Annotated in this window: 23 protein-coding genes; 3 read left to right on the top strand and 20 right to left on the bottom strand. The window is 44.1% G+C overall.

The window, feature by feature from the left end:
• Window positions 1–11: 11 nt before the first annotated feature.
• The 9 genes from MHB41_RS01795 to MHB41_RS01755 form a co-directional block, all read right to left on the bottom strand.
• Window positions 12–1,325, bottom strand: coding sequence for an MFS transporter (locus MHB41_RS01795; RefSeq protein WP_025092799.1), 1,314 nt, complete (start codon window positions 1,323–1,325; stop codon window positions 12–14).
• A gap of 45 nt (window positions 1,326–1,370) precedes the next feature.
• Window positions 1,371–2,573 (bottom strand): CoA transferase, encoded by a 1,203-nt coding sequence (locus MHB41_RS01790; protein ID WP_024427254.1) that lies wholly within the window; start codon window positions 2,571–2,573, stop codon window positions 1,371–1,373.
• Window positions 2,574–2,698: 125 nt separating this feature from the next.
• Window positions 2,699–3,079 (bottom strand): cupin domain-containing protein, encoded by a 381-nt coding sequence (locus tag MHB41_RS01785; RefSeq protein ID WP_034283259.1) that lies wholly within the window; start codon window positions 3,077–3,079, stop codon window positions 2,699–2,701.
• A gap of 23 nt (window positions 3,080–3,102) precedes the next feature.
• Entirely contained in the window at window positions 3,103–4,863 is a 1,761-nt protein-coding gene (locus MHB41_RS01780; protein WP_034283256.1) for a thiamine pyrophosphate-binding protein, read from the bottom strand.
• Window positions 4,864–4,901: 38 nt separating this feature from the next.
• Complete coding sequence (gene aroD, locus MHB41_RS01775) at window positions 4,902–5,675, bottom strand: type I 3-dehydroquinate dehydratase (protein WP_340899405.1); 774 nt, start codon at window positions 5,673–5,675, stop codon at window positions 4,902–4,904.
• Window positions 5,676–5,684: 9 nt separating this feature from the next.
• A complete protein-coding gene (locus tag MHB41_RS01770) occupies window positions 5,685–7,118 on the bottom strand; it encodes an aldehyde dehydrogenase family protein (protein ID WP_340899406.1) in 1,434 nt (477 codons plus the stop codon).
• Complete coding sequence (locus MHB41_RS01765) at window positions 7,115–7,972, bottom strand: citryl-CoA lyase (RefSeq protein WP_080769807.1); 858 nt, start codon at window positions 7,970–7,972, stop codon at window positions 7,115–7,117. The genes MHB41_RS01770 and MHB41_RS01765 overlap by 4 nt, the downstream gene beginning before the upstream one ends.
• A gap of 317 nt (window positions 7,973–8,289) precedes the next feature.
• Window positions 8,290–9,111 carry an ammonia-dependent NAD(+) synthetase gene (gene nadE, locus MHB41_RS01760; protein ID WP_268480661.1) on the bottom strand — a complete coding sequence of 274 codons (822 nt, stop codon included), beginning with the start codon at window positions 9,109–9,111 and terminating at the stop codon, window positions 8,290–8,292.
• Between the two features lie 198 nt (window positions 9,112–9,309).
• Window positions 9,310–9,906, bottom strand: coding sequence for an urea carboxylase-associated family protein (locus MHB41_RS01755; RefSeq protein WP_034283248.1), 597 nt, complete (start codon window positions 9,904–9,906; stop codon window positions 9,310–9,312).
• Window positions 9,907–10,018: 112 nt separating this feature from the next.
• Here MHB41_RS01755 and MHB41_RS01750 point away from each other — a divergent pair, with 112 nt between their 5' ends.
• Entirely contained in the window at window positions 10,019–11,335 is a 1,317-nt protein-coding gene (locus MHB41_RS01750) for an amino acid permease (protein WP_034283246.1), read from the top strand.
• On the opposite strand, the gene MHB41_RS01745 is transcribed toward MHB41_RS01750, so the two are convergent.
• The 7 genes from MHB41_RS01745 to MHB41_RS01715 form a co-directional block, all read right to left on the bottom strand.
• Window positions 11,330–12,088 carry a YqcI/YcgG family protein gene (locus MHB41_RS01745; protein WP_034283243.1) on the bottom strand — a complete coding sequence of 253 codons (759 nt, stop codon included), beginning with the start codon at window positions 12,086–12,088 and terminating at the stop codon, window positions 11,330–11,332. The two genes, MHB41_RS01750 and MHB41_RS01745, sit on opposite strands and share 6 nt — an antisense overlap.
• A gap of 191 nt (window positions 12,089–12,279) precedes the next feature.
• Window positions 12,280–12,663: a UPF0715 family protein gene (locus MHB41_RS01740; RefSeq protein ID WP_034283242.1), complete on the bottom strand. Its 384-nt coding sequence runs from the start codon at window positions 12,661–12,663 to the stop codon at window positions 12,280–12,282.
• 306 nt (window positions 12,664–12,969) lie between these two features.
• Window positions 12,970–13,599, bottom strand: a complete 630-nt coding sequence (locus MHB41_RS01735; RefSeq protein WP_024424337.1) for a LysE family translocator — start codon at window positions 13,597–13,599, stop codon at window positions 12,970–12,972.
• A gap of 92 nt (window positions 13,600–13,691) precedes the next feature.
• A complete protein-coding gene (locus MHB41_RS01730; RefSeq protein ID WP_034283239.1) occupies window positions 13,692–14,882 on the bottom strand; it encodes an MFS transporter in 1,191 nt (396 codons plus the stop codon).
• 54 nt (window positions 14,883–14,936) lie between these two features.
• A complete protein-coding gene (locus MHB41_RS01725; protein ID WP_024424339.1) occupies window positions 14,937–15,983 on the bottom strand; it encodes a Gfo/Idh/MocA family oxidoreductase in 1,047 nt (348 codons plus the stop codon).
• Complete coding sequence (locus MHB41_RS01720; RefSeq protein WP_340899410.1) at window positions 15,980–16,846, bottom strand: HAD-IIB family hydrolase; 867 nt, start codon at window positions 16,844–16,846, stop codon at window positions 15,980–15,982. Before MHB41_RS01720 ends, MHB41_RS01725 begins: the two co-directional genes overlap by 4 nt.
• Window positions 16,821–18,146, bottom strand: a complete 1,326-nt coding sequence (locus MHB41_RS01715) for a DegT/DnrJ/EryC1/StrS family aminotransferase (RefSeq protein ID WP_340899412.1) — start codon at window positions 18,144–18,146, stop codon at window positions 16,821–16,823. Before MHB41_RS01715 ends, MHB41_RS01720 begins: the two co-directional genes overlap by 26 nt.
• A gap of 109 nt (window positions 18,147–18,255) precedes the next feature.
• Here MHB41_RS01715 and MHB41_RS01710 point away from each other — a divergent pair, with 109 nt between their 5' ends.
• On the top strand, window positions 18,256–19,245 hold the full coding sequence (locus MHB41_RS01710) for a LacI family DNA-binding transcriptional regulator (RefSeq protein WP_340899414.1): 990 nt from the start codon (window positions 18,256–18,258) through the stop codon (window positions 19,243–19,245).
• Between the two features lie 44 nt (window positions 19,246–19,289).
• On the opposite strand, the gene MHB41_RS01705 is transcribed toward MHB41_RS01710, so the two are convergent.
• From MHB41_RS01705 to MHB41_RS01695, 3 genes are all read right to left on the bottom strand, one after another.
• Complete coding sequence (locus MHB41_RS01705) at window positions 19,290–20,912, bottom strand: L-lactate permease (protein ID WP_098677404.1); 1,623 nt, start codon at window positions 20,910–20,912, stop codon at window positions 19,290–19,292.
• A gap of 43 nt (window positions 20,913–20,955) precedes the next feature.
• Window positions 20,956–21,903 (bottom strand): L-lactate dehydrogenase, encoded by a 948-nt coding sequence (locus tag MHB41_RS01700; protein WP_070326655.1) that lies wholly within the window; start codon window positions 21,901–21,903, stop codon window positions 20,956–20,958.
• Between the two features lie 217 nt (window positions 21,904–22,120).
• A complete protein-coding gene (locus MHB41_RS01695; protein WP_034283233.1) occupies window positions 22,121–23,551 on the bottom strand; it encodes a YfcC family protein in 1,431 nt (476 codons plus the stop codon).
• Window positions 23,552–23,704: 153 nt separating this feature from the next.
• Here MHB41_RS01695 and MHB41_RS01690 point away from each other — a divergent pair, with 153 nt between their 5' ends.
• The gene (locus MHB41_RS01690; RefSeq protein WP_061110412.1) at window positions 23,705–24,832 is read left to right on the top strand and encodes a M20 peptidase aminoacylase family protein; all 1,128 of its coding nucleotides are present in this window, start codon (window positions 23,705–23,707) and stop codon (window positions 24,830–24,832) included.
• A gap of 48 nt (window positions 24,833–24,880) precedes the next feature.
• Here the strand turns inward: MHB41_RS01690 and MHB41_RS01685 are convergent, their stop codons facing one another.
• Window positions 24,881–25,603 carry an SDR family oxidoreductase gene (locus MHB41_RS01685; RefSeq protein ID WP_061110413.1) on the bottom strand — a complete coding sequence of 241 codons (723 nt, stop codon included), beginning with the start codon at window positions 25,601–25,603 and terminating at the stop codon, window positions 24,881–24,883.
• Between the last annotated feature and the right edge of the window lie 108 nt (window positions 25,604–25,711).

Raw genomic sequence — 25,711 nt, 5'->3', positions numbered from 1 at the left:
TTGCTTTCTCACTATGGTTTCAATTGAATTCGTTCAATTTTACCTACAATAAAAATGTACGACAATGCCCCGCCTAAAGCGACTAAACTGACGAATAAAATTCCTCCATTGTAAGAGCCTGTCGCCGACACGATGAATCCGATAATCAGCGGAGTGATGATCCCAGCTAAATTAGCAAAAAAGTTAAATACGCCGCCAGCCAGCCCAACCATTTCCCGCGGTGCCACCTCAGACAGCATCGTCCAAGAGATATTAGACAGTCCTTGCGCAAATGAAGCGATGGATAAAATGGTCAGCACAAGCGGGATATTTGTTGTAAAGTTTGCTAAAACAATGGTACTCGTCATCAGCAAGCCAACCACTACTGGCAGCTTTCTCGCTACATTCACTGATACGCCCTTTTTGAGCAGCCAATCAGACACATAACCTCCAAACAAGACCCCAAAGAATGCAGCAATGTAAGGAAGAGAAGCAGCAAAACCTACCTTGAGAAACGCCATATTTTTCGCCTCTGCCAAATAGGTCGGAAACCACGTTAAAAAGAAAAAAAGGGTAGACGCAACAGAGAATTGCCCAATATAAAGCCCGATCAATTTACGATATTTTAGAAGGGCGGCAAAGTCCGCCCATTTCAGCTTCTCCTGTGATGCGACTGTCAGCCCATCGCCTTGCCGGATTAATTCTAACTCATCTTCATTTATCTTCGGATGCTCTTTCGGTTCGTGATAATACTTGTACCAAAAGAAAGCAAATATGATACCGAGCGCACCTGCCGTAATAAAGACGGTTCTCCAATCGAAAGTCGTCATGATCCAAAAAAGAAGAGGTGTCGCAAAGGCAAGACCCACATACTCTCCAGCAGTATAAACACCTGTTGCAAAAGCCCGTTCCCGCCTTGGAAACCATGTGGTGACAATACGGTTATTTGCAGGAAAAGCGGGAGATTCTGTAATCCCAATAAACAAACGGCAGCCGAATAAAAAGGCAAAGCTGTTCGCAAACGCCTGTAAGCCTGTGAAAATAGACCAAGTAACGAGTGATATCCCATACGTTACCTTTGAGCCAAATTTATCGAGAATAAAACCGCCTGGTATTTGCATCGCTGTATATGTCCAGCTAAATGCCGAAAAAATCAAGCCTAATAAGGCAGGATTTAATTGCAATGAAGATTGAATCGCAGGAGCAACAATGGATACACTGGCTCGATCAATATAATTAATAGCAGTAATAAAAAACAACAGAATCAATATGCCAAAACGGGCTTTCGTTGGTTTCACATATGCGGGCTGCAATTCATTCCCCTTCAGTTCTGAATGCACTTTCATAACCATCCTCCTTTGTTTCCGCAGCGTGCGGTTCGGTTGAGCGTATTAAATTACCCCTTTTTCTTCTAACTGCTTACACTCTTCTTCTGTTAAGCCAAGCATATTTGTTAAAATCTCATAATTATGTTCGCCTAAATCAGGTGCAATGTGACGGATACTTCCAGGTGTTTTTTCAAACTTCGGAATGATCCCAGGCACCTTCACTTTTCCAAGACGAGGGTGATGCACCTCGACGATATTCTCTCGTGCTTTAAATTGTGGATGCTCAAAAATATCTCGAATACTTAAGATTGGGCTCACAGGTACGCCATGTGTATCTAAAATTTCTAATACGTCATCCCTTGTTTTCGACGCGATCCATTCAGAGACGATCGCATCCATTTCTTTGTTATGCTTCAGCCTGGATGCATTGACTGCAAATTTTTCATTCTCTAGTAAATCTAATCGATTCATCGCCTCTGCCAATCGATTGAAGGTCGAATCTGTACTCGTCACAAGAACCAAATAATGACCATCCTTTGTCTCATAGGTACCGGCAGGGCTTGAATGTCCGCTCAGCCCCGGTGAACGCTCACGCACCTTCCCAAGCTTGTCATATTCTGCAACCAAAAACTCTAACATACGAAACACAGATTCATAGAGGGCCAAATCCACCATTTGCCCAGTTCCTTCTGGATGTGTATCCCTGTAATACATCGCTGTCACAGTAGCAAACGCCACATAGATGCCAGCAATATAATCAGTGAGAGAAAAGGAAGGGCTGACTGGATGCCGGTCTGGAAACCCTTGAATATATGTAAAGCCGCTAAACGCCGTCGCTGGTGTTCCAAATCCGGCTTTGTCCTTAAACGGGCCCGTTTGACCATAACCCGATACACGAATCATAATTAAACGAGGGTTGATTTCTTTTAACACATCGTACCCAACGCCCCATTTTTCCAGTGTTCCAGGGCGGAAATTTTCAATCAGCACATCGACCTGACCCGCAAGTTTTTTAAAAATGTCCTTTGCTTCGTCTTTGTGCAGATCCAGTGTAAGGGATTTCTTATTCCGTGAGAGACCTGACCATCTAAGTGGTTCTCCATCTGCAAAAGGGCCGACATGCCGCAGCGTATCGCCTTTACCAGGAATTTCGACTTTGATGACCTCTGCGCCAAAATCCCCTAGAAGCACCGCGCCATAGGGTGCAGCAATCATCGTAGAGACGTCTAATATTTTTATTCCTTCGAGCGGTGTATTCATATTCATTGCTTGACTCCCTTTCATTCAAGTGATGAAGGGCTAAAATCATTCCTAATTTTAGCCCTTTTCATCTTTCTGATTGACCCGGAAAGCCCTGATGATCCAAAAGGAGGGCTTACCGGTGCAGATTTTTAATCCTTTGGAAGCTGCCCTTGCGGTGTGTAGAGCCAAATGAGCCATAAAGGTTCATCTCCTGTATTGACATGCTGGTGCGGGACTCCGTCTGGAATGAACATGAAATCATTTTGTTTAAAGGACTGCCTTTCTCCATCACAAATGACTTCGCCAGATCCTTTAATCACAAAATCAAATTCCTCTGAACCCGGGTGATTGTGCACTGAACTTGCTTCCCCCGGTTCAAAAATGGTGAGACCCGCCATCATATGCTCTGATCCAACAGTATCTGGTGTAATGGTTTGAAATACCTTTCGAATCATTTGCTCCTCTGGACGATCTAAGCCTAACCATAATGGGTTCCCATCTTGAAACGGATTCAATACTTTAATTTTCATTGTTAATTCCTCCCTCGTTCTGTTTAATTCACGCTGACATGTGAGCGCTTTGAATTTGGTGAATAAATGTCATTAATATTCCAATGTCCATCCGTAGGAACAGGATCATTTTTCATCGCTACATCAATAACGCAAGGCTCCTGAGAAGCAATGGCTTCAGCTAAAGCTTCTTTGAATTCAGAAGCAGAGGTGATTTTAATCCCCTTCATCCCATAACCTCTCGCAACGGCAGCAAAATCCGGTGAATAGCTTTCTCCACCTTTTCTGAAAACAGTGCCGTACGTCGTTTCATAGTGCGCCATTTGCAAACCGGCTATTGTTCCAAATGCACTGTTATTCATCACAATCCACACAACAGGAATGTTCTCTTCAACTGCTGTTGCAAGAACGGATGGATTTTGACCGAAGCCGCCGTCTCCAACGAGTGACACAACAACACGGTCAGGCTGGGCAATCTTTGCCCCAAGTGCGGCAGGTGCTCCAAATCCCATCGTTGCAAAGCCGCCTGGCGTTAAAATGGTACCTGGCGTGAGCACAGGAAATTGCTGTCCGACCCCATTTTTGTTCCAGCCAACATCCGTTGTAATAAAGGCATCTGGCGGCAATACTTCCCGTACTTCCTGCAAAATACGCTGCGGCTTCATTGGGAAGGATTCATCTTGAACATTCGTCAGATTGCTAGCCTGAAAATCCTTACGATATAACGCAATTTCCTTTTTCAATTCAGGACGATCCAGCCCTTTTGGCAGTCTCTCTCTCGCCACTCGATTGAGTACAGTCAAGGCTTGCTTAAGATCGGCTACTGCTCCAATTTCAACAGGATAGTTACGTCCAATTTCATTCGGGTCAATGTCAATATGAATGAGCTTTGTTGATGGGAAGCGGAACGTATAATCTGATTCCCACGAGCTCGCATCAGCTTCAGCAAAACGGGTGCCTAAAGCCAATATATAATCTGCTTCTTTGCACTGATCATTGATAAATTTTGTCCCCCAAAACCCTGTCATTCCAAGAGTCATTGGATGATCATCCGGCATGGCTCCTTTCCCCATCAAAGAATGGGCGACAGGGATACTCAGATGGTCAGAAAATGCCTTTAATTCTTCAGCTGCATCAGCTAATATAATGCCTCCCCCTACATATAAGAGCGGTCTTTCTGCCTGCAGCAATCGATCCAATATCCGATTGGCCGTTTGATCATCAATAGAAGGTTTTTCAATGGTGTGTGTATGATGGTTGATTTGTTCAAACAAGGACACATCTAGGTCCTTTGAGAACACATCCATTGGAACAGAAATAAGCACCGGGCCAGGACGGCCGCTTTCAGCTAACTGAAATGCTTTTGATAAAATCTCTGGAAATAATTCTGGAATATCGACTCGCCATGCTCTTTTCACAAACGGCCGGTAAATTTCGTATTGAGAGGCATCGGAATGAAGATTGATCTCTTGATGCGGGTGCTTTCCGTAATAATGACTTGGGACATCTCCTGCAATGACAACCATTGGAATGGAATCAAGTGCTGCATTCGCTACCCCTGTTGCCGCATTGGTGAGTCCGGGTCCTAGATGACTGAGAACAACAGCCGTCTGTTTCTTTGCCCGCGCATAACCATCAGCTGCATGTGCCGCTATCTGTTCATGCCTGACATTGACAAATTGAATCGAGCTTTTTTCAAGCGCTGATAAAAAAGCAATATTCGTATGACCGCAGAGACCGAAAATATGCTCGACTCCCCGATTTTCTAAGTACTGAATAACCTGTGTAGAAATATTCTTCTTCATGTTTCTCTCCTCTCACGGTGCAGCTATGAATCTGCTACTCACTTATTCTTTGAAAACACAATAGATAGAACATTGTTCAAATCCTGTATCGCCACTTGCCCGGGAGCTGAGCTTTCTTTCCCTACAGCAAAGGTCATGACAGATCCAAAAAGTCCGCCAATCATTCTTGTAAAAGCCCCGTATTCTCCCATTGCCATTGAAATAACGGGAATTGACAGCTGCTTTTTCGCATGGCTGGTCGCCGAGAGCAGTGTTAATGCATCGTCATAGGAATACGGCATCACTGCGATCTTTGCGATGTCGGCGCCGACTGATTCTGCATTGACGAATAGCTGCACGAGACGATCTACCTCAGGGGCACGCTGGAAATCGTGATACGACACAATCAAGGTGATCCCATTTCTTTTAGCCGCCTGACTGACTTGCTGTATATGTGTCACATCATGCATCAATTCATAATCAACGGCGTCCACAAGCTGAGTGGAACAAAGCTCGGCAAGCAGAGAAACCTTCTCAGATTCTGAGAGTGATATACTTTCGCCGCCCTCCTTTTCAGAGCGAATCGTGAATAAAAATGGGATACCCTTTGCCTTTTCTACCATTCCCTTAAGAGTTTCTATCACTTGTTCCTTGTCATGAAGGTGATGAAAAAAATCCGCCCGCCACTCTATCACATCAGGATTTTTCTCAGTTAACACCTCGACCTCATGAAATAATTCTTCCTTTGTTTGTCCGATGAGCGGCGTACAAATCATTGGCTGACCGCCTGCCTGCACACTTTTTACCTTTTGCTGAAATGCATTCACATCCATACGCCCCTTTCACAGACCCTGTGGAAGCACGACCATTTTGGTTTCGGTCATCTCCTCAATGGCGAAACGCGGACCTTCTCTTCCAAGGCCACTTCGCTTAATCCCGCCATAAGGCCAATGATCCAGTCTAAAATTCGATGTCCCATTGATGACAACCCCGCCAGTTTCAAGCTCTTTTGCTGCGTGCAACGCCACATCCAGCTGATTCGTAAAGATCCCTGCCTGCAAACCATATCGGCTATCATTTGCTTCTTTAATTGCCTCCTCCAGCTCCTCATAAGGGAGAATGCTGACAACTGGGCCGAACACTTCCTCACAGACGACCTTGGCCTGTTTCGGAGGGTTTAGCAAAATAGCCGGTGTGATGCTCGCTCCATTTCTTTTCCCCCCACATAAAAGGTGGGCACCCATGCTCTCTGCCTCTTGTATCCATGCCTCAACACGCCGCGCGGCCTGGACATCAACCATACAGCCGATATCACTCTCACTAGACAGCGGATCTCCAACGACAAGCTGCTCTACTTTTTGTTTTAATACCTCAGTAAACGTCGGCATGATTTCCTGGTGGACATAAATTCTTTGAACAGAAATACAGCTTTGACCGGAATTACTAAAGCCTGTTTTGGCACAAAGGGATGCGGCTTGTTCAATATCTGCATCGTGATGAACAATCGTCGCGCCATTCCCTCCGAGTTCGAGCAATACCTTTTTCAATCCCGCAGAGGTTGTAATGTGTTCGCCTCCGGCAGCCCCGCCGGTAAAAGAGATGAGATTCGTTCTTTCATCAGTGACTAACTGTTTCCCGGCCTCGACCCCGCCAATCACAAGCTGCAAACCAGCCTCAGGAAATCCTGCTTCGAGAAGGAGTTTGACAAATGCTGTGGCAACAGCTGATGTTTGCGGTGCGGGCTTCAAAATGATGACATTCCCTCCCGCAAAGGCCGGACCGACTTTGTGGCAAATTAAGTTGAGCGGTGCATTAAAAGGGGTAATCGCCAGCACAACTCCGACTGGTACTTTAAATGTCATGGCCATTGCTCCCTGTCCGCGTGATGATACATTGCCAGGAATGGTCTCACCTATTAATCGATTCGCTTCTTCCGCAGACTGCGCCAGCGTCTCAATTGATCGCGATACTTCATCTCTTGTATTTTTAAGCGGTTTGCCTAATTCCAGCGAAATCAGTTTTGCAAAATGGTCTTTTTGTTCTTCAAGCAAGGTGGCTGCTTTTGTTAGAAGCTTTGAGCGTTCGATAGCCGATATTTCCGCTATTTGTTTTTTAGCCTGCTGCGCAATAGAAAGTGCCTCTTCTATGTCTTCTGATGAGGCGAGATAAGATGTTCCGATCCTTTCTCCTGAGTAAGGATTGATGATATCTGTTTTGACACGACCGGTATCCAGCCACTCGCCGTTTATATATGACAACGCTTTTAAATCACTCAAATTTTTTCTCCCTCCTTCAAGTGCCGCGTTCCATGTCCTGCATAACGAACCAATCTTTCTTCATTCGGACAAGGTCCCTTCACGAGGGCTCCCTTTGTCAGCTCCTCATATGCATGCGCCACGATGCCCATTCCTCTGGATAAGGAAAAAATGCCTTTTGCTGCTTCTGCTGGAATGTTTAATTCACATTGAATGGCAGCAGATACACCATCTATATTCATCGTGATTTTCTTCCCTTTCAGTTGTTCAAGCTCATGTCTAATCGCTTCGGCCAACCGTAAATATGTGCCACTGATAAGACCTTGCTGGACATGTGTGTGACTCAGCTCATATAGACGTCTCACCCTCGGATCATCATCATGAAGCTGATGGCCGATTCCCGGAATTTTTTCCTTGCGATTTAACCATGTTTGACACACTTGCTTTGCCGCAGCCTGTATATCCTTTTGATCATCGTAGACCGCTTTGGCCTCGTATAACATACGCATGGCCTTCTCTCCGGCTCCGCCATGAATGTCACCTAATAGATTCACCCCTGTTGCAACAGAGGAATTAAACGAAATGCCGCAAGTCACCGCCATTCTAGCTGCTGCAATAGATGGCGCTCTTGGTCCATGGTCCGCACCTGCGACAAGAACACTTTCAAAAAGAGCTGCTTTTGAATCATCCAATAATTCACCAACAAGCAGTAAATAGAGCATTTGTGGATACGACAATTCACCAATCAGTTCTTCAATCGGATACCCTCGTAGTTCAATTGAATTTTTTTGAATATGACTAATCTCAGTCTCCCACCATGCGCCTCCCTCTTTGTAAATTTCCAGTGCACTTCGATTTTTCATTGTGTGAATCATTCCTTTAGCTTCTTATTTGGAGGTGAATCACCCCTTTATTCCATTCAGTGGAATCTAATTTCACTTTTCGGAATGTGGTTTCATTGTAAGCGCATTCTTTTTGTTCGTCAATTATTTTTTCTGAAAATACTGTCAATAGAAGTGAAATTAAGTGAATCGAACTAATTATGTTTGCTTTTTTTGATCAAAAAAATCGTATTTAGTTAAATGGACTTAAGTATATCGTTCTACTAATTTAATGAATTTTTGGTTATTTTGTCAAATCCACTTGAAATTCGACATAAAAAAAACCTCTCCATCATCGGAGAGGTTTCTTTTTATTTCCACCAGTCATCAAACATGGAAGCGGGTACTTGGCGTTTATGCTCTGATTGAACATAACGCTTTTCAATCGCTTCTGCTGCTTGATCTGAGACTGGTTTTCCTTCTAAGTAATCATCAATTTCATTGTACGTAATGCCGAGCTCTGTTTCATCCGTTTGCTGAGGTTTATCATCCAGCAGATCGGCTGTTGGTTTCTTTAAATACAGGCGTTCCGGTGCTTCTAGCGCTTCTAAAAGCGCCCGGCCTTGGCGTTTTGTCAGACCTGTGAGCGGAAGAACATCTGCACCGCCATCACCATACTTCGTGAAGAAGCCGGTTACTGCTTCAGCTGCATGATCTGTACCGATGACAAGCAATCCTTCCTCACCACCGACAGCATATTGCGCGATCATTCTCATGCGTGCTTTGACATTCCCTTTATTAAAGTCAGACAATGGTCCACCCGTTTCCTTTTGATATTGATCACTGAATGCTGACACGGCAGGTGCAATATCATATTTCCACGACTTGTCTGGCTGAATATATGATAGGGCGAGCTGTGCATCATCTTCATCCTGCTGCACACCATGCGGAAGGCGTACCGCAATAAAGACCGCATCCTCTTTTCCTTCTTGACGAAGCTCACTTACAGCAAGCTGTGCAAGACGTCCAGCAAGCGTTGAATCCTGCCCGCCACTAATGCCGAGTACGAATCCTTTTGCCCCGGTTTTTTTCAAGTACTCTTTTAGAAATCCAACCCGTTTTTCGATCTCCTGCTTTGGGTCAATTGAGGGCTGCACATGCAACTCTTGGCTGATCTTTTTCTGCAAACTCATACACTTTTCCTCCTAAGCATCCTCTACATAAAGAGAACAGGTTTTACTCACAATTCATTGATTTAATAACGTTTTTTGAATCTTCATTATACCATGTTTTCATCAAGAACATTTTGTTAGACGTTCCCCTATTTCTTAGATGATCAAACATTCACAAGTGAAAAAGACCACGTCTTTATGGACTGGTCCTTTTCTTTTTTAATCGATTTCTACTCGTATGGATGTACAGCTTGATCCATTACACTTCCCAATATCAGCAGGACATGCAGACACGGCCACAATGAGGTCCATTTCAGCCCGCAGGCGAATGTAGTCACCGGGCAGCGATTTTGGCAGCTCGACAGACAGCTTTCCTTTTTCATCAATGACTGTATTCATAAAGGCATTAAAAGGATAGTACATATCCTCCTTTGGAATCCCAAAGGGCTCAAAGGCAGTCCGCAAATTGTCGTAGCATGTATGCATGACCTCTAAGTGCGTCCGGCCGTATAAAAGCTGATACATCTCTTGCCGGCAGGCGGGCATGTATAAATCATGGCATTCTACTGTATCTTCAATGATCGTAAACATCGGTTTATATAAATTAGAATAAAGCTTATCGCCTTTTTTCACTTTAGACGAGAACAAACTGTCCATCGTCGCACCTTGGTCAAATTTTTCATAAAAATCTTTTTCATGATAGGCCATCACATCTGCTACTTGCTGGCCTTCGACATCAACCACTCGCATACATTGGCCTTTTCCTAAACGAAAGCCGAGTCTACCCTTTGGTAAAATGACGTGTTCTCCGTTCATCACATGCACTCCTTTCCATGACAGTATGCCCAAAATGTCCCCTTGATCATGTATAAAAAAAAGAGGCGGTCACAAGCTAATGTCATTGAAATAGAAAGGTGTTGCACTTGCATTGAAAGAAGAACAATCTTTATCTTGGTGGCAGCTTTCTCTCATCGGAGTCGGCTGTACAATTGGCACTGGGTTCTTCCTTGGTTCCAGCATCGCCATTACAAAATCCGGTTATTCCGTCTGCATCTCTTTTTTGCTTGCTGCAGTCGGAACATATCTCGTCTTTAAACATTTAGCTGCGATGACAGCTGATAATCCTGATAAAGGGTCATTTTGTTCCTATGCTCGTAAAGCATACGGACGCTGGGCAGGGTTTAGCAATGGCTGGGTGTATTGGTTTGCAGAAATGCTGATTACAGGAAGTCAGTTAACCGCCATTTCTCTGTTTACCCGCCACTGGTTTCCTTCTGTTCCGCTTTGGGTGTTTTCTGCGATTTATTCCGCTCTTGCCCTGCTCGTGATTATCATTGGGCTTTCTTCTTTTCAAAAGACAGAAAATGTTCTTGCGGTACTGAAAACAGCGGCGATTTTTCTATTTATGATTCTTGCGGTGCTTGTATTATTCGGCATTTTGACAGAACATAAACCGACCCTTCATCTGCCTAACAAGGATCACGAATGGATGCCTCTTGGTCCACTTGGTCTTTGGAATGGATTGATTTACGCATTTTATGCATTTGGGGGAATTGAAGTCATGGGGCTGATGGCGGTTCATTTAAAGGACCCGAAGGATGCGGCAAAAGCTGGACGTGTCATGCTGATCATTCTAGCAGTCATCTATATCGTCTCAATCGGACTTGCTCTCTTGCTTGTCCCAGTGACAGCCTTTAATGAGAACAGCAGTCCATTTATTACTTCATTAGAGCCGTTTCATTTATCGATCTTTCTTCATATCTTTAATGGCATTTTCATTATTGCTGGTTTTTCGACATTGGTTGCCTCTCTCTATGCGGTCACAACGCTGCTCGGCACAATGTCAGAGCATCAGGATGCACCTGCTTGTTTTAAACAAAAAGATCCATCGCATGTGAGATGGTCTTCGATTATCTTAACTGCTGCTGGCTTAATTGTCTCAATTTTGCTTGCACTCTTTTTGTCCAAACACATCTACGAGCATCTCACAACAGCAGCCGGTCTTACCCTGCTGTACACATGGATTTTTATTCTGTTCTCAAGTAAAAAGCTATCCAAGCCATCCACCCGCCAAACGTGCGAAATGATTCTTGCGCTGCTCTTAATTGGAGCCGCTGTATCAGGCACATTAACGGAGGCAAGCGGACGACCTGGCTTTTTTATCAGCCTTGGGATCATTGCAGTGATTGCCATCATGGTGCTATTTATGAGGAAAAAGTGGAAGCAGGATCAGACCGCATCATAATTTCATCATGTTTTTTAATGCAGTAAATGGACATTTGGCGGAGGCTGGTTTCTCCGCCTCTTCATCTGGGAGAAAGTATTGCTTCCATTCATGATTGGTCGGATCCCCGTACCATTTTAATGATGGATGAACACTGACCTCATCATATGCTTTGAGCCGCTTGCGAACGAGCTGGCTCATTTTTTGTCCAAACTTGGTCGATCCATTCATTTTCTCAAACACCCACCTAGGCTGAAATGCCATCAAGAGATAAGGGAAGTGGCGGCTTTTTCTGAGCTTATGAGCAGGTGTGGAACACAAAATAAAATACGCCTCACCATGGAAGCAATACTCCCACTCATGATGATGAGTATCTAATGGGATCTCCTCAGGCCACGGTTCTTCATCTTTATGATGCAGCCGCTGAAGCAGCGACCAAAACTGCTGCTCAAACTCTTCAAGCGAACTTTCCTGTAAGTCCTGCGGTGTTTCAAAAAAACAGATAAATGAAGCATATTGACCGGTTTCTTTCGCACAGCCTTGATATTCTCTCAGCAGCTGGGCTAATTCATCAACCGCTTCCTCTTTCCTAGGGTCACCGACAAACCCATAGCGTAAATGATCGAGAAAAAATCCCTGTCTTCCGGGTACACATGGGAATGTATCGGCTTCATCTCCTACCATCTTGCCAAATCGTGTGAAAGCATCCTGCTTCCATTCTTCTAGTGATCGTAGATTTTGATCAAGGCAACTTTTTGCATACAGCTGGGCCATTTCTTTACACCTCGTTTTAGCGTCTTCTCCATAGCCTATGAGGTGCAAATGGCTGTGGTGACTGTCCTTCCACGACTTTCCTAGCGCATGACAAAATGGGGTTTCTATTCAAATTGAGCAGGTATTTGTTTCTTTAATTCTATTATGTATGATCAGACTAGTGTAAGTTAATAGAGAGCCTTTCGCCATACCTACGATCGATTATTCATCAAAAAAACGGAATCCAGCACCCAATAAATAAGGGCTGCGCAGAAGCTAAACAGATAGACTTTATAGCTCATGAACACAACAAGCCCATAATCAATCCATAAAGCCAAAGCCGAACAAACCAGCCATGCCGCAATAAAATAAATCAGTAAGTCACGGCTTCGAAACCTCTTAGGATGCCGGTGTAAAACAAACTGAATCGGTGCAGCAAAAATGACATAAGCTGACAAAATGAACAGGCTGGTCATCTCCACATAACTAAAGCCCACTTCAGGCGGCATGAATAAAAACGTATAAACGAATGTTGCTGTGATGACTGATAAAATCAGCATACACACATAGTTGAATACTGGCAAAAACATACGCATAGCAGAAGCTCCTTCAAACCATTTAATATTCCACCATTATTCAAGAATGTGTTATGTCTGTCAATCCTTACAAAAAAACAGACTGAATGTGTCAGTCTGCTTCAGATTATTGACAAAGGGCTAAAATGATCTTTATTTTAGCCCTTTGTCTTCTATTCAGCGTGATAGAAAACCTTTGCAGTCTAGGAAGGGCGAGCATCGGAGCAGAGCGAATTTGACATTCGTGAGCACCGGAGCGCAGACCTGACAAAGAATGCGAGGGTTTGTCTACACGCTGAAACAGACTGAATGTGTCAGTCTGTTTTTCTACCCAATCAACGCCATAATCCCTTGATACCCAAAATAGGCACCGAAACCAAGTAACGATAGACCTGCAAGGACGGATAAGCCATGTAAAACACGTTCACTTAAATAACGCCTAAACGAACTAGCAAGCAGCGCCATACTGAAATCCCAGATCAGCATGCCGATAAAAATAGCCATACTGTACATGAGCATTTGGGAAGCTCCATACTTTTCGATCGTATTGGCTAAGATGCTGCCATAGATGCCAAGCCAAAACAAAATACTGAGCGGATTAGAAAGAGAAATGAAAAATCCGGTCATAAACGATTTGCCAATTGATGTGTTTTCGCTGTCTTTTTTCGGACTCTCCTGCAAATTGATTTTACGCAGACTTTCAATGCCGGTATAGGTCAAAACGAAAAAGCCGAACAGCCACAAAAAGGTTTTTACAAGAGGTGCAGTCAAAAGCTGGGCGACACCAAAATAGATGAGAAGCATATAGACAATATCCGCAGCCATAGCCCCTACACCAAAAATCCACGCATGCCAAAATCCACTTTTAATCCCTCTGTCGATTTGGGCTGCATTGACTGGCCCAACAGGCGCTGAAAGTGACAACCCTAAAAAGATATAACCAAAAAACACCGCCACATAGACGTCCTCCTTTTGATGCTGACTTGTACATGTTATTCAAACTTTCTGCGTTTTAGTACAAGTCCTTTGTCATCATTTCAGGCGGATGCTTAGCGGTCTGCTTTCAGTGCCGACTGCTGCGCGTGTATTGTTTCTTTTTTCTTAGAACGATTCATTTGAATCGCAGCTGCAAACAGAAGAACAGCTAAGAAGGCAAATACAAAGACGGCACTTGCCGCTCCTGCCCATTCCAGACTAAATCCAATCAAAAAGGACAAGCAGGCTCCGCCTAAGCTTGCGGCTGCAATAAAATAACTCGTCGCCTCATCGATGGCATTTTCAATCATTAAGGCAGATGCTGTCAGTGCGATTGGGAACATGCCCGCTGCGCAAAGGCCGATGAAAAAGATGAGAATCAACTGCGCGGTGATGTGGGTTGTCAGAGCGAATATCACAAGCAGCAGAATCATCAGAGATGCGCTTAGCTTTAAAAAACGCAGCGGATGCAGCTGATCGGCTTTTCTCGCAATTACGGTTCTGCCAATGACGATCGCTGTCCAGAAAGTAGAGACCGCAAAGAGGCCCCAATTTTCTCCCCCTTTTTCCAGCATGATCGACGGCAAAAAATTCGCAAAGTTCGTTTCAATCCCTGCGTAGAAAAAGGCAAAGCAAATCATGATCACCACAATCATTCGATTATTTCGATCAACAAGCAAGGACGGTTTCCTCGTCCCTTCTGTGGAAGGAGCATCCATCTGTCCGTGAGGCAGTTTGTTCATAAAAACAAGCCAAAGCATAAGGAAAAATGTCAGCGCACCCACCTGAAATAAAAACACATACTGCCATGTCTGTTCTGTGACAGTCAGCAGAATCACTAGCGGGAATAACAGCGCACCTAATCCAAAAAAGACCTCCATGATACTGATTCGCTTTGCACTATTTGCCATCGAAATGACATATGCCCCAGCTGTTGTCTCAAGACTGCCTGCGCCGCTCCCAAGAAAAAAACCTGCCAGCACAAGCGTTGTCCAGCCCGGCACCAATAGCCCCAGCAGAAGTGAGCCGATCATCAGCAAAAGACCCATGGTCAGCACAGCGCCATAGCCTTTTTTTCTCACTAGAATGGGGGATAACAGAACGCCTGTCAAAAAACCAATAAACTGAAAAAAAATTAAAGATGATAATTCCCCGGGGCCTTTATCGTAACTCGACAGCAAATAAGGCGTTAAGCTGCCAAAAAACACATGAATGGTCCCAATAAAAAAATAAAAGACACAGCCAAAATAAAATACCTTTTTCATCTTTTCACTTCCTCTAAAAAGGAGCGGAGTCATCACATCCTCCGCTCCACCTCTTTAATATGCCTGGGCAGAGACGACTGCCTCTTCCCTCTCAAAGCATGTATTGAGCGCAGCCTGCGCGCGATAACCATCTTCAAAATCAGCGACCTTCATATGAGATGGGTATGGATCAGTATTCACCCAATGCATCAGCTGATCGCGGAATGTATCGGACCATCCGTAAAATTCATTTGGCGGATCTGTCAGCAGAGTTTGCGGCATTTGATGACGCTCCACACACAATCCATCACTGATTTCATATTCGTTTTTCATGTTCGTATGGTATTTGAATACCTTGTCATGTCCAACGACTTCTACACTAAATCCACATTCCTCAGGCTGCGTGCTTTTGGATGTCACCAAATGAAAGAACACTTGATTCTCCATCTGCCCGAAAATTTCGGTATGATCATCCACCTGAACCTTTTTCTCTTCTTTTTCCTTTACATGTGTCAGCATCTTGGTGTTAAGTGATTCTTTCTTCATTTCACTGCCAAATAAGTACCACAGCATATCAATCAAATGAATGCCAAGGTCCCCTAGTGCACCGCTCGTACGCAGACTTTCGCCGCTGTCTCTCCATGAAAATGTCTTTCTTCTGAGGGCACTGTTTTTCTTAAAATGAGTTCTGACGGTCAAAATGCGGCCTAATTCACCGTTGGCAATCAAGTTTTTCAATATATTCACAAAGGATAAATAACGATAGTTAAAGCCCATACTGGCTTGAACTTGGAACTGTTTGGCTGTCTCCACCATTTCCTTCGCTTCCTTCAGCGACACAGCCATCGGTTTTTCACATAAAATCGGCTGTCCTGCTCTTAGCGACTGAAGGGCATGGTCCTTGTGACAAAAATTAGGAGAAGCAATGATCAATCCATCAGATGCATCTGCCAGTGTCTCGATACTTGAATACACACGTCCGCCGTACTGTTTAATGAATCCCTGTGCGACCGACTCATGCAAATCATAGACACCGGATAATTCTGCACCTTTGATCGTTGATAATGCTCTTGCATGTGCTTTTGCAATATTCCCTGCTCCAACAATTCCAATTTTCTTCATGAATGTGCCTCCTCATGTTTATACATCACTGTTTTCAGAGTTTCATAAATTCCTTTTGCATACCCATGATGACAAATTTGGTGATGGTGCCGTTTGGCTTCCGCTGTCGCATTTTGGACAAGGAAACCGTGTGTGACGGATTGAAGCATCCGCAAATCGTTCCCACTATCACCAAAGGCAAAGCCTTGATCTTTCGATAAATCATATTGGTTCAGCATAAAACGGACAATTTCATCCTTCCCTGTTCCGACTGGTAAAAAATCGACATCATAGCAATCCGCAGGATCTCCTGCAAGCGGGTTGCATTTGTTGATGTTGACCGCCACGCCTCGCTCTTTAGCCAGTGTTTGGATAAATGATAGATGATGAAGATCCGTCCGCTCATCCTGCTCCTGATAATAGAAATTCTTCTTATACCCTGAGCTGCCCAGCTGCGTTTGCGGCCTAAGGGAAATTCCCTTTTCTCGGATAGTTTTTAGGATGTCTTCGATTTTTTCATCTGAAAAGCCCTGCGCATCCAGCCGCTTCATCCACTCTGCATCTGGCTGTCCAAAATGAGCATCCGACGTATATACAATCTCAGTCCCTAAGTTCGACGCAATGAAATGCGGGAATTGATGAAAACCGCCCTTTTCCATTTTGCTCGTGACAGAATCGAGACTGCTTCCCGTCACCCAGCCCAGCAAGAGCTGTCCCGCTTCACTCTTTTCTTCTACAAAGGCTTCCAGCCGCTTGATATCCTCTCTCTGCTCCTCTGTCATTCCGTGAGAATAATACGTTTCATCAAAGTCACAGAAGACGATCCACTGCGGATTCTTCGGCTGATTCAGCAGTTTTTTATTGAATGGAAGACTTGATAACATGTTGAACCCCCTCGATGACCTTCTCCTGATCTTGCAGCGGCATTCCTGGATAAAGCGGCAAGTGAAGTAATTGCTGTGCTGCTTTTTCCGTGTGTGGAAGTGTCGTTTGTCTATATTTTTGAGAAACAAGATTTGTTTGATGCTGATGCGATAGAACCGGGTAATAAACATCCGTCTCTATGCCCACTTCCAGCAATTTCGCTGCCAGTTCATCGCGGTCTCCCTTCAGCACTCTGATCGGGAATAGATGCCAGACATGATCATCCGTCAGCTTCGGAAGCTTCATGTATCCTTCATCCTCAAGCGGTTGCAGCTGGTCAATGTACCGCTTGGCTAAATAAAAACGTTTAAAGTTTTGCAATCCTAAATACTTCATTCGTTCAAGTCCGATCGCTGCCTGCAAATTATCAATTTTCGAATTAAAGCCGTAGTCACTGCGTTTGACATTTTTCTTTCCAGCTTCAAAGCCGTGATAGCTGATCTCCATGCATTTTTCCGCTAGGGCCTCATCATTTGTAGCGATGGCTCCTGCCTTTCCGCAGACCCCAAGGTTTTTGTATGGATTAAAGCTGAGAACAAGTCCATCTCCATAAGCGCCAAGGCCGCTGCTGCCAATCGCTTGACAGCCGTCTTCAATGATTTTCAGCCCATGCTGTTTCGCAATCGCCGAAATCTCCTTCATATCCGCTTGCTTTCCATATAAATGAACCGGTAGAATGCATACCGTTTTATCTGTAATATGCTTCTCTATTTCGCTCGGTGAGAGGCAGTAGGTTTCAGGATCAATATCGGCATAAACCGGAACAGCCCCAATGGCGAGCACTGCATTTTCTGTTGCAGCAAAGCTGTTGGCCGGCAAAATCACCTCGTCTCCTGGATGGACGCCTGCTGATATGAGACTGATCATCAATGCATCTGTTCCACTTGACGTGGCAATGACATATTTTTTCCCTAAGTACTCAGCAATCGCCTTTTCAAACGTCGGAATATATGGCCCTGAAGTAAAACGGCCAGAGCTCAATACTTCCTTCAGCACCTGCATAATATCATCGATTTCATCTTCTGAAATCAGTTTGTCAACTGGCAGAAACGGTATCTTTTTTTCCTTATTTTGTTTATAATGGAAGAGAATTTTTTCCAAACCTGTGCGCTCTATATCTTGCTCAAGGAACGTCACCAGCTTTTCATTTGCTAGATGCTTTTCAACTGAATCGGCCTTTACTTGAACACCTTGATTGATCATATCCAGCAAAGGAAGATAATCCTTGCTTTTACCTGATATCTTCGTCAATATTTGCATTCCATTCCCTCCAATTAATCAATTCCTTTTGTTAATATTTAACTTGTTTCACATTGTAAATGATGTTATCGATTTCAGAACAATAACTTTGTGTAAAGGATTTGTTAATATGTGTACAATTTATGAAATTGCCAAACGCTGCGGGGTTTCAACCACCACCGTTTCCAGAGTGCTAAACCATCACCCATATGTGTCAGAAGAAAAGCGGAAGCTCATTTTACAGGTGATGAAAGAAATGGAATATACACCGAGTTCAGCAGCCCGCACACTAAGGTCACATCAGACAAAAACCATTGCTGTGTCTGTTCCAGCTGTGGATCATCCTTTTTTTGCACAATTGATTAAAGGCATTTCAAAAGAAGCCCTTGATCAAGGATATAAAGCCATCGTGCTTCAGACGTTTTATCAAGAAGCATTGGAGCTTGAAGGGCTTCAATTATTAAAAAGAAAAGAAGTAGATGGGGTCATATTGGGGGCATTAGAAAATCAGTGGGAAAAGATCGAGCCATTTTTAACAAACGGCCCCATTGTCATGGCAAATGAATATCATCAAACAGCAAACATCCCGATTATTGGTTACGATGAACGGGAAGCCGCCTATAAAGCGGTGGACTATTTGATTCGGTCGGGGCGAAAATCGATTGGGTTTTGTTTTGATACAGAAAGCAGTGAAGCGCAGAAGCAAAGGAAACAGGGCTATCTTGATGCACTCTCTGCTCACGGTTTGCCGCTTCAAGACGATTGGCTGTTTGGAGAGGCTTTTACCATTGAAGACGGCTTTCGCTTAATGGAGGTCATCCATCACATGAAGGAAGCGCCTGATGCCATTTTCACCGGCAATGATCAAGTCGCAGCAGGACTCATTAAACAGGCCATTTCATATGGCTATCAAATCCCCAAGGATCTAGCGGTCATCGGCTATGACAACCAAGACATATGTGAGGTGACAGCTCCAACGATCACCACGATTGACATACCGATCGTAGAGCTTGGCCAGCGGTCTGTACAGCAAATGATCGCACTCCTGCAAGACCAAAAACCATTGCAGCGTGAACATATCCAGCTACCTACCCGGCTCGTGACAAGAGAATCTACATAAAGAAAAAGACTGAGATTTCTCTCAGTCTTTTTTAGTCTATCAACCTATACAAATTGAGCAAGAATGAATGTCCATATACATACAATACCGAGCAGAATGAAACTGTACTTCACGGTTTTTTTGAAGAGCTCAGATTCTTTCCCTGTTTCTCCAACAGCTGCTGTAGCGATAGCGATAGATTGTGGAGAAATTAATTTCGCCATCACACCACCGGTCGTATTCGCCCCAATTAACAAACCTGCTTGTGAGCCGATTTGAGAAGCAGTGACCGCTTGAAGGTTACCGAATAAGGCGTTGTTACTCACGACAGATCCCGTAATAAACACGCCGATCCAGCCAAGCACCGGACTGACAAGCGGGAACAAATCGCCTGTTTTGGCAAGAGCAAGTCCAATGGCTGAACTTAGTCCAGCAAAGTTTGCCAGGTTGGCAAAGCCCATGACAAAACAAATAGTAAGAACAGGAACCCAAAGCTCTTTCACCGCTGCTTTTAAGCAGACAGCGCCTTCTGTTAATGTAATATGTCTGCTAAACAGCCCTGTCAGCATGACCGCAATCAGAATGGCAGTACCCGTTGCACTGATGACATCAATTTTAAAGATCGCATCAATAGGTGTTTCCATTTGGGCAATTGGTGGTAATTTCACAATTTGCTGATGTAAAAAGGGCATTTTCACTAAAATGGTCGTCCAGTTAAGCGGTCCTCCTACAGCAAACAATGCTTTAAATGCCGGCAGACTCCATACCGTAATAACAGCAGTTAAAATATAGAACGGAGACCATGCTTTCAGTATTTCAACGCCGCGATACGTTTGTTTCTGTTCAATATCTGGCGCTCCTTCTTCACGATAAATGTGTTTTGGCTGCCATTTCCGAAGGAATAAAGCTAAAACTCCCATACTTGCCAAGGCAGAAATAATATTGGCAAGCTCAGGTCCCATCGTCACCATTGTGACAGCTTGCAAAATGGCATAGGTTCCACTCACAACAAGCAAGGCTGGCAGCGTTTCTTTGATTCCTTTGAATCCATCTACAATCAGAATGAGGAGGAACGGAATACAGAATGAAATAAACGGGATCGTATATACAAGGGTTTGAGATAACGCAAGCGGCGTCATATTGCCCATTTGCGCCCCTGTAATCACTGGAATGCCTACAGCACCAAATGCACCAGACGCAGCATTGGCAATTAAGCAGAGCATCGCAGCTTTCAGCGGTTTAAACCCAAGCTCTGTTAAGAGAGCGGCACTGATCGCAATCGGTACACCAAAACCAGCAGCTCCCTCTAAAAATGCGTTAAAGCTAAAACCAATTAATAAGAGCTGAAGACGTTGATCTTGAGAAATTCCTGCAATACTAGATCGAATGACATCGAACTTACCAGATTTCACGGCAATTTTATAGAGCCATACCGCCATGATGACGATATATCCAATCGGCCACAGCCCATTAGATATACCGAGCAGCACAGCAGATAATGCCTTTTCAACTGGCATATGAAAGAAGAAAACAGCTGTTACAAAACTGACGATTAAGGTAAAACAAGCGGCTAAAACACCTTTTAGCTTAAAAACGGTTAATGCAAGAAGGAAAAACAAGATTGGGAGCATTGCCACCAATGCACTGACGAATTCATTACCAAACGGATCATATATTTGCTGCCACATAGTGATTCATCCTTTTCTGCTCAGATAGGTTGCTTTTGATTGATTAAAAATGAGGAGCCAAAATCTCTTTTAACACATTCACACTGTGTGCAAATTTTTCTTTCTCCGTGTCGTTCAGTGTGAGCTCCATTACTTCTGTTGCGCCATTTCGATTCACAAGGGCAGGTACACCAATGTAGACATCTTCTGCTCCGTACTCTCCATCTAAGTAAGTGCTGACAGTTAAAATGCTGTTTTCATTGTGCAGGATCGCTCTTGTAATGCGGGCTAAACTCATTGCTACGCCGTAATAAGTGGCGCCTTTTTTCTCAATGATTTGGTAAGCGGCATGACGGACATTTTCCATGATTTCATCTAAGTCTTCTTGTTTGTATTGATCATTTCTCTTCATTAATTCTGTAATCGGCACACTTCCAATATTTGCATGACTCCAAACAGCAAGCTCTGTATCTCCATGCTCACCAATGATGTACGCATGCACGTTGTGTGCCGCTGCGTCAAAGTACTCACTGAGCATGTATCTGAATCTTGCCGTATCAAGCGTCGTACCACTGCCAATCACTCGTTCTTTTGGAAGACCACTGAATTTCCAAGTCGCATATGTCAAAATATCGACTGGGTTTGTGGCCACTAAGAAAATACCGTCGAATCCACTTTTCATCACGTTTTCTACAATGCCTTTAAATATATTTAAATTTTTCTCAACAAGGTCAAGTCTTGTTTCACCTGGCTTTTGGTTTGCACCAGCACAGATACAGACGATATCTGCATCCTTACAATCCTCATAATCTCCATACCATGTATTCACAGGATGCGGCGCAAATGCTTTTCCGTGGTTTAAATCCATCACGTCACCCATTGCTTTGTCTTGATTCAAATCGATGACAACCAATTCATCTGTGATTGCTTGATTTATTAATGTAAAGGCATAACTGCTGCCGACGAAACCTGCTCCAATAAGGGCTACTTTGTTTACTTTTTCGTTTGTCATTTATCTCATCCTCCTGAGTAAAACTAGGCTGTTTTTCTTATGTGAAGTATTTCACATTCTTATTGTGCAACATTTCACAAACTTTTGCAAGGGGGCTGCTCAAAAAAAATATGTAGCGAATTTGTGAACACATTTATTGTGCTTTCAAAGCGCCCGCTCCATACATATTTCCATAAGAAAAAAGCTGCCAAACGCTCGTCGGCAGCTTCCTACATATTTAATAAGGTCCCCAGTTGATCATGACCCCGATACAAATAAACACAAGACCGATGACAAACCAAATGAGGGCAAGCGGCACCATAAAACGCAGCCACTTTACATAAGGAATACCACTTGCAGCAAGTACAGCCATCAACACACCGGAAGTCGGATTGATACAGTTGACCACCCCTTCACCAAGCATTACCGCTTCTACAGCGACCTGTCTTGTGATGCCCATTAAATCAGCGAGCGGCGCAAGAATCGGGATAAAGACAACGGCTTCTCCTGAACCTGATGAAATCAAAAAGTGAAGAAGCGCACTCGCAATATACATCCCGATCGCACCAGCGATGGGACTAAAGCCTGTCAGCATACTCGCCAAGCCATTGACCACTGTATCAAGCAGCTTCCCGTTTTCTAAAATGACCGAAATACAGCGTGCCATCCCAACAATAAGTGCGCCGTATACAAGGCTTTGGCACCCGATAATAAACGTTTTCGCAATATCATTGGCAGCTAATCCGCCGAGCAGTCCAGCGACGATAGCCATAAAAATGAACACACCCGCCATTTCCTTATCGGTCCAGCCAAGCTGAAGTGCGCCATATAAGAAACCTCCAAGTGACAATCCGCACACCGCTAAAATCAGCTTATGTCTGCCAGTAAATGCAGGCTTGTCCACAGATTCCGCATCGGCTCCGCCAAGCCCCTTAGCAGGAAACCATTGATCGCCAAGAATGCTTCCCTTTTCTTTATTCTTCAGACGTCTTGTATATAAATAGATGTACACAATACTAGAAATAAGAAAACAAAGATAAATAATGACACGCAGGCCGATGCCAGAAAAGATCGGCAGCTCTGCAATTGTTTGTGATAAACCTAATGGAGATGGAGATAAAATCGTTGCGTTAAACCCTGCATAACAGCCGATGTATATGACAGCGGCTCCTGCTACAGCATCCCATTTCAAGGATCGTGCCACAATGATGCCGATTGGAATAAACCCAATGACAGAATTCACGACAATTCCGGTCGTTCCAAGGACTGAAAATAATCCCCCAACAATACAAATAAACAATAATTGCTTCGTTTGAAATCGGCTGATGACATGGTGAATCATCCCGTTAATAGCACCTGTCTTCTCCAAAATGGCAATGGTTCCGCCCGTAAATAGAATCAGAAAAATAATAGAAGAGGACCCTACCATTCCTTCTTGTATCGCTGTGAAAAAGCCAACTGGACTCACTGGTGATTGATCAATACGGTGATAGCTGCCAGGAACGGCTGTTGTGATCTCCCCAGATGTCTTTCGGTCAAACTCACCCGCTGGTACAAAATACGTTGCTATTGTACAAATCAGTGCAATCATAAATAAGAGAACATACGCATCCGGCATTTGAAGTTTTCGTTTTTGTTTCTCTGGTGCTGATACTGTCGCTGTTTTCATGTGTCAAAACCCCTTTGTCCCGATCGGAATTTCACTTAATTTTCAGAATAATCAAATGATGTGTTATATTATAAACACTGTTGATATTTAAGATCAATATTATTTCACTAAAATAATGTTTTGACAGATTATCTGTCAGCAAGGAGGCTTCTCATGACAACTTTGACAAACGAAATGAAACAAACCGTGACAGACATCTTTGAACACTTGCATGCCCATCCAGAAATCAGCTGGGAAGAAACAGAAACGACTGCTTATATTGAAGATATATTGAAAAAATTGGGCTGCAAAACTCAAACATTTGACGACTGTACAGGGGTGATCGGTGAAATTGGAGAAGGCGCACCAGTGGTCGCTGTGAGAGCCGATATTGATGCACTTTGGCAGGAAGTAGATGGTGAGTTTCAAGCCAATCATTCATGCGGCCACGATGCACACATGACAATGGCTCTCGGCACCTTCATGGCATTAAAGGAAAAAGAACGCCCGAACGGCACGATCCGTTTCATCTTTCAGCCTGCCGAGGAAAGAGGCGGCGGTGCGCTGAAAATGATTGAAAAAGGTGTGCTCGCAGATGTCGATTACTTATATGGCGTACATGTGCGCCCAATCCAAGAAACATTAAACGGACGCTGCGCTCCTGCTATATTGCACGGATCAAGTAATCATTACGTCGGCACCATTATTGGCGAGGAAGCGCACGGTGCACGTCCACACCTTGGCGTCAACGTCATAGAAGTGGCTTCAACCCTCGTGCAGAGACTCGCGCATATCCATGTCGATCCAAGAGTCGCGCATTCTGTCAAAATGACCAATTTACATGCTGGCGGGGGCAGCTCAAACATCATCCCAGGCAAAGCCTCTTTTACATTAGATGTACGGGCACAAACAAACGAAGTGATGGATGAACTAGAAAAAGAAATTGAAAGAGCGGTTCATTCTGTAGCGGATGCCTTTGGCGCTTCCATTACACTTTCAACAGACCATCGTCTGCCTGCCGCCACCTTAAATGAAGAAGCTGCCCAGATCATGTCTCATGCAATTGAACAGGTTCTAGGAAAAGAGCAGCTAGATCCCCCGATCGTCACAACAGGTGGAGAGGACTTTCACTTTTACGCAGCAAAGCTTCCGCATATCAAATCCACGATGCTCGGTTTAGGCTGTGATTTAAAGCCCGGTCTTCATCATCCGTATATGACCTTCGACCGCTCTGCTATCTTTACTGGCATTGAGATTTTGACCGAGGCTGTCTATCAAACACTCCAGCAGCATTCATCATAAATGAAAAAGCCACCCGCCTTCTCTTCAGGGCGGGTGGTCTGCTTTATATTACGCATTCAGATCTGCCATGGCTGGAACGTTGATTTCTTTCACGCAAGATACCCTTGATAAATGAATCACACATCTCGCAAGCTCCACAATATCCTGAACAGGGATTCTCGTTTCATCATAAAGAGTGATGGCCTTTTCGGCTCCATCTTCATACGGAACCTCCGCCGCAAGTTCTCCTGGATTGATACAGGTGACGGATATTTTATCTTTCCTCACATGCTCTCTCAGTGCATTCACAATTCCGCGCAGGCCAAATTTAGATGCAACAAACGAGACCTGCGGCAGGTTCGTATGATCGAGACCCGCCGTTGAGCCAATGACGATGATTTTTCCATTCTCCGATTTCCTTACGTGAGGAAGCAGTGCCTGGATGTACGTAATGGTTGAGGTGACATTCACATTGATTAAATGTGCAATATCCTCTGGCTGATCGTGATCAAAGGAATAATCGTCTTCAAAGCCTCGTTTTTCCCATAAACCGACGTTATAGATGAGTACATCAATCGTCTTGTTCCCAAGTGCTTCGAGCATATAAGGGATATGTGTTTGGCTTGATAAGTCGATTTTCAGCCAAATTCTATGTACACCGTCATCTATATTCAAACTGCTTGGTTCACTTCGCGACACAATCCAAACTGTATCTCCACTTGATGGAAGCCCCTTTACAAAAGCATCTCCTAACCCTTGACTTGCACCGAATATGATATAGTTTTTACTCATAGCTCCTCCTTCTAGGACACACAAACTGTAAGCGTTTTATACCTATATCATACAGATTCTAAGAGACCGGCGCCCCTTTTATGCTCGTCTTCACTTATTGATTGGCGC

The sequence above is a fragment of the Bacillus sp. FSL H7-0578 genome, from assembly GCF_038630855.1.
Classification (GTDB): Bacteria; Bacillota; Bacilli; order Bacillales; family Bacillaceae; genus Bacillus; species Bacillus safensis.
This window is presented reverse-complemented; position numbering and strand designations above follow the sequence as displayed.